At 73.2% G+C, this 5,438-nt stretch carries 4 protein-coding genes; 1 reads left to right on the top strand and 3 read right to left on the bottom strand.

The annotated features are described in order from the left end of the window. The coding region (locus tag AC51EU_RS26645) for an aminotransferase class III-fold pyridoxal phosphate-dependent enzyme (protein WP_496269635.1) at positions 1 to 679 on the bottom strand (679 nt) is incomplete at its 3' end. A 289-nt stretch (positions 680 to 968) separates the two neighbouring features. On the opposite strand from AC51EU_RS26645, the gene AC51EU_RS26640 reads away from it, so the two are divergent. Further along, the gene (locus AC51EU_RS26640) at positions 969 to 2,204 is read left to right on the top strand and encodes a trypsin-like serine peptidase (protein ID WP_496269634.1); all 1,236 of its coding nucleotides are present in this window, start codon (positions 969 to 971) and stop codon (positions 2,202 to 2,204) included. Between the two features lie 83 nt (positions 2,205 to 2,287). On the opposite strand, the gene hflX is transcribed toward AC51EU_RS26640, so the two are convergent. Continuing rightward, positions 2,288 to 3,775 (bottom strand): GTPase HflX, encoded by a 1,488-nt coding sequence (gene hflX / locus AC51EU_RS26635; RefSeq protein ID WP_496269633.1) that lies wholly within the window; start codon positions 3,773 to 3,775, stop codon positions 2,288 to 2,290. 226 nt (positions 3,776 to 4,001) lie between these two features. Next, positions 4,002 to 5,438: M1 family metallopeptidase (locus AC51EU_RS26630; RefSeq protein WP_496269632.1), on the bottom strand; the 1,437-nt coding region annotated here is incomplete at its 5' end.

Here is a 5,438-nt window from a genome sequence, read left to right as displayed (position 1 = left end):
TGCCGCGGAAGGCGCCGCCGGGACGGCCGGTGGCCAGGTGGGGGCGGTGGGCGACGACGGCGAGCGGGAGGCCGCCGCCGATCGCGCGGGACAGGACGAGGACGTCGGGGACGACGCCGCTGTGTTCGACGGCCCAGAAGGCTCCGGTGCGGCCGACGCCGGTCTCCGACTCGTCGACGACGAGCGGGACGCCGCGGGCGGCGGCATCCCGGCGGGCCCGGAGCAGCCGGTCGTCGGGGGTGCTCCCGTCCTCGTGCGGCGGGTCGTCGTACGGGAGCGGTGTGTGGAGCACGCCGGGCGCTCCGGTCGCGGCGCGCACGAGGGCGAGGGCGGCCCCGGTGGCGTCGGCCCCGGAGGGCCCGCAGAAGCGGAGGTACGCGCTTTCGGCCAAATCCCCGGGGAGCGTGGCGCGGAGTTCCGCGGTGAAGGCGTCGGCGAGGGAGGTGGCCGGATCGCGGGGGTCCCCGGTGGCGCGGACGGCGCGGACGGCCTCGCGGACCACCGGGTGGTGGTGGCCGAGGACGAGGGTGGCGCCGGTGGCGCAGTCGAGGTAGCGGCGTCCGTCGGCGGTCTCGACGGTCAGTCCGCGGGCGCGTACCGGGACGACGGGCAGGGGGCGGGAGGCGGGCCCGCGCGGGCGGAGGGCTGCCGCGGGGGCGGGCGGCGGGGCCGCCGGCACGGGTTCGGTCAACGCCACGGCGGTCGTGTCCTCCTGGTGATGTGCGTGCGCCGGACCGCCGCGAGCGGCCCGGCCGTCCCCCGTACGTACCAACGATCACGGTGTCAACGGAACACGGCCGTGCGTCAAGTTCCTTTCGGGCCGGAACCGGGGGCCCGGGTGACGGCGTCCCCGTGGTCACCGGCATAGTGGGGGACCCGCGCCCGGGATCTTGAGGCGCATGTCCGCACCGGTCGCCGGCGCGGGTCCGTACCAGCACAGTCAGAATCCACCAGGGGGAGTTCACCCGATGCGATCCATACGCCCGCCCGCCGCCGAGTCCCCGTCCGGGCGGAGCGCGTCGCGCGCCCGTCTGCGCCGGCCCGTGCTGGCCGCGGCGCTCACCGCGGTCGTGGCGCTGACCGCGGTCGGCTGCGGCCCCGAGGACGGGAGCGCGGACGCCAAACCCACCGCGGCGCAGGACACCACGGGCGGCGGTGAGTTCACGATTCCCCAGGAGATCCAGGACAAGCTCAAGGAGCACGGCGTCGACCTGGACAAGTGGAAGAACGGGGAGTGGAAGAACTGGGACAAGGACAAGTGGCTCCGGGAGGCCGGGGAGTTCATCAACCCGATCATCAAGAACTTCTGGGACCCCGAGAAGATCGAGAAGGTCAAGCCCCCGCAGGACCCCAGCAAGCCTGAGGACATCTCCGAGGACCAGGGCAAGACCGACCCGGAGCCCGCCGCCGTCCCGGCCCGCGCGGTCGGCACGCCGTACGACACCACCGCGCCCGGTGTGGGCCTGCTGCTGTTCAGCACGCCCGAGGGCGAGTCCCGCTGCTCGGCGACCGTGGTCAAGGACCCGGCGCACCCCGGGAAGTCCAACCTGGTGTGGACCGCGGCGCACTGTGTGCACGCCGGCAAGAGCGGCGGCTGGTACCGCAACATGATGTTCGTCCCGAACTTCAACCGGACCGGCCAGCCCGCGACCCGGATGAAGTCCACCCCGTTCGAGGACCGTGTCCCGGCCGGCAAGTGGTGGGCGGACGACATGGCGACGTCCAGCGAGTGGATCAAGTCCGGCGGCGCGGTGCCCGGTGTGCCGATGGCGCCGTACGACTTCGCGCTGATGCACGTCAAGCCGGAGGAGAGCAACGGCGGCAAGTCGCTGGAGGAGATGGCGGGCGGCGCGTACGAGGTCGACTTCAACGCCCCGGCGATGGCCAAGATCCCGAGCCTGACGGCGCAGGGCTACCCGGCCGAGGCACCGTTCGACGGCGCGCTCCAGCAGCAGTGCACCGACCGGCCGACCCGTCTGTCGATGGGCGCGAACAAGCCGACCATGTACCGGATCGGCTGCACCATGACCGGTGGTTCGTCCGGTGGCCCCTGGTTCGCCAAGGGTGAGGACGGCAAGCTGGTGCTGGTGTCGAACATGTCGATGGGGCCGCGTCCGGCCCGCTGGTCGGCCGGCCCGCACCTGGGCGAGGAGGCCAAGGGCCTCTTCGACGCGATGAGCAAGAAGTGGGCGGCCAAGGGCTGACGCCCTCCCGGCGCCGCGGCACCGGGGCCCGCACACGGCGAAGGCCCGCCCGGGTGACCGGGCGGGCCTTCGCCGTACGCGTGCTACGCGGCCGGGACGAACGGCCGGAACTCGGCGGCCAGTTCCTCGTGCACCCGCGCCTTGAGGACGGTGCCGTCGGCGGTGTGCTCCTCGGAGAGCACCTCGCCCTCGGCGTGTGCCCGGGAGACCAGGGCGCCCTGGGTGTAGGGCACCAGCGCCTCGATCTCGATCTCGGGGCGCGGCAGCTCGGCGTCGAGCAGGGCGAGGAGTTCGGTGATGCCCTGGCCCGTCCTGGCGGAGACGGCGAGGGAGTGCTTCTCGTTGCGCAGCAGCCGCTGGAGGACGAGCGGGTCGGCGGCGTCGGCCTTGTTGACGACCACGATCTCGGGGACGTCGGTGGCGCCGACGTCGCGGATCACCTCGCGCACGGCGGCCAGCTGCTCCTCGGGGACCGGGTGCGAGCCGTCGACGACGTGGAGGATCAGGTCGGAGTCGCCGACCTCCTCCATCGTGGAGCGGAACGCCTCGACGAGGTGGTGCGGCAGGTGCCGGACGAACCCGACGGTGTCGGCGAGGGTGTACAGCCGCCCGCTGGGGGTCTCGGCCCGTCGGACGGTGGGGTCCAGGGTGGCGAACAGGGCGTTCTCCACCAGGACTCCGGCGCCGGTGAGGCGGTTGAGCAGCGAGGACTTCCCGGCGTTGGTGTAGCCGGCGATGGCGACCGAGGGGACCTTGTTGCGCCGGCGTTCCTGGCGCTTGACGTCCCGGCCGGTCTTCATCTCCGCGATCTCCCGGCGCATCTTCGCCATCTTCTCGCGGATGCGCCGCCGGTCCGTCTCGATCTTGGTCTCACCGGGACCGCGGGTGGCCATGCCGCCGCCCGCCGTACCGGAGCCACCGCCACCCATCTGCCGGGACAGCGACTGGCCCCAGCCGCGCAGCCGGGGCAGCATGTACTGCATCTGCGCGAGGGAGACCTGGGCCTTGCCCTCACGGGACTTGGCGTGCTGGGCGAAGATGTCGAGGATCAGCGCGGTCCGGTCGACCACCTTGACCTTGACGACGTCCTCCAGGTGGATCAGCTGTCCCGGGGACAGCTCACCGTCGCACACCACGGTGTCGGCGCCGGTCTCCAGGACGATGTCCCTGAGCTCAGCGGCCTTGCCGGAGCCGATGTAGGTCGCCGGGTCGGGCTTGTCACGGCGCTGGACGACACCGTCCAGCACCTGCGCGCCCGCGGTCTCGGCCAGCGCGGCCAGCTCGGCGAGGGAGTTCTCCGCGTCCTGCACCGTGCCGGACGTCCAGACACCGACGAGCACCACGCGCTCCAGGCGGAGCTGGCGGTACTCGACCTCGGTGACGTCCTCCAGCTCGGTGGACAGGCCGGCCACGCGGCGCAGCGCGGCACGCTCCGAGCGGTCGTACTGGTCGCCGTCACGCTCCCCGTCGATCTCGTAACTCCAGGCGACGTCCTCTTCCATCAGGGCGTCGGCCCGAAGGCTCTCGGGGAGGCGCTGCCGGTCCTGCGGAAGGGAAGAAGAGGAGGTCATTTGATCCTTTGTGTCGTTGGGAAGTCCTCGTGGGGGCCGTGCGGCCCCGCTGGGACTGTCGGTGGTGACAACGTCCGGGCCGCTCGGGAGATTCCCGGCCGCCGGAGTCGACCCGACGATGGTCGCACGGCCGGTGGGGGCCGTCACACGGGTTTTCCGGTGTCGCCGCCGCAGGGTGCCACGGACGGCGGTGCCCGCGTCCCACGGACGGACGCGGGCCGCGCGGTCAGCGGGTGGTCGTCCGGACGCCGGGCCGGTGGCCGAGGACGGGCAGGGGGCGGGCCGTGCGGTCCGGCGTGTCCGGGGAGTCGGCCCGCCAGTCCGGGTGGCCGGGCATCGGCGGGGTCTTGTCGGCGTACAGCCAGGCCTGGAGGAAGCCGGACAGCCGCTGGCCGGAGACCTGCGAGGCCAGGGCGATGAAGTCGGCGGTGCCGGCGACGCCGTCGCGGTGCCGGTCCACCCAGGCGCGTTCGAGGCGGTCGAAGGCGGCCGTGCCGATGCGCCGGCGGAGCGCGTAGAGGACCAGGGCGCTGCCGTCGTAGACGACGGGGCGGAAGATGCCGGTCTTCTGGCCGGGTTCGGAGGGGCGGGGGGCGGCGGGTGGTCCGCCGTCGGCGCGCCAGCGGTCGGACTGCTGGTACGCCTGGCGCATCCGGGCCTCCAGGGAGGCGGCGCTGCCGCCCTTCTCCTCGGCGTAGAGCGCCTCGTACCAGGTGGCGTGGGCCTCGTTGAGCCAGACGTCCGACCAGCGGCGGGGGCTGACGCTGTCGCCGAACCACTGGTGGGCGAGTTCGTGCACCATGACGGACTCGATGTACCAGGAGGGGTGGCTGCGGGAGGTGAACAGGTCCTTCTCGAAGAGGGAGAGGGTCTGGGTCTCCAGCTCGAACCCGGTGGTGGCGTCGGCGACCAGCAGCCCGTAGCGCTCGAACGGGAAGCGGCCGACCCGGCGCTCCATCCAGGCGAGCTGGCCGGGGGTCCTGGCGAGCCAGGGGGTGAGGGCGGTGCGGTCGGTGGTGGCGACGACGTCGCGGACCGGCAGTCCCCGCGGTCCCTGCCGGCCGAGGACGCTGGACCTCCCGATGGAGACCTGGGCGAGTTCGGTGGCCATGGGGTGGCGGGTGCGGTACGTCCAGGTGCGGCGGGTGCCCTTGTCGGTGTGTCCGGCGGGGTCGCCGTTGGCGACGGCGGTCAGTTCCCGGGGGACGGTGAGACGGAAGGTGAAGAACGCCTTGTCGGAGGGGTGGTCGTTGCAGGGGAAGACGCGGTGGGCGGCGTCGGCCTGGTTGGCCATCGCCAGTCCGTCGGTGGTGCGGATCCAGCCTCCGTCGTCGTTGCCGGCGGGGTCGCTGGTGTGGTGGACGACGATCCGTACGCGTTCGCCCCGGGTGAGCGGGGCGGCGGGGGTGACGACCAGGTCCTCGCCGTGCTGTGCGTGGCCGGCGGGCCGGCCGCCGATGGTGACGGAGCGGACGGTGCCGCGGGCGAAGTCGAGGTTGAGGCGGGTGAGCGGGGCGGTGATCCGGGCGGTGACGGTGGTGACGGCGGTCAGCGGCCGGTCGTTGCGCCCGGGGTAGTCCAGGGCGATGTCGTAGGAGGTGACGTCGTATCCGGGGTTGCCGAGTGCCGGGAAGAGCCGGTCGCCGATGCCGAGCTCCCCGGG

This window comes from Candidatus Streptomyces philanthi (assembly GCF_059553635.1).
Note: the sequence above shows the minus strand (reverse complement) of the source record. Positions and strands in the feature narration are given on the sequence as shown.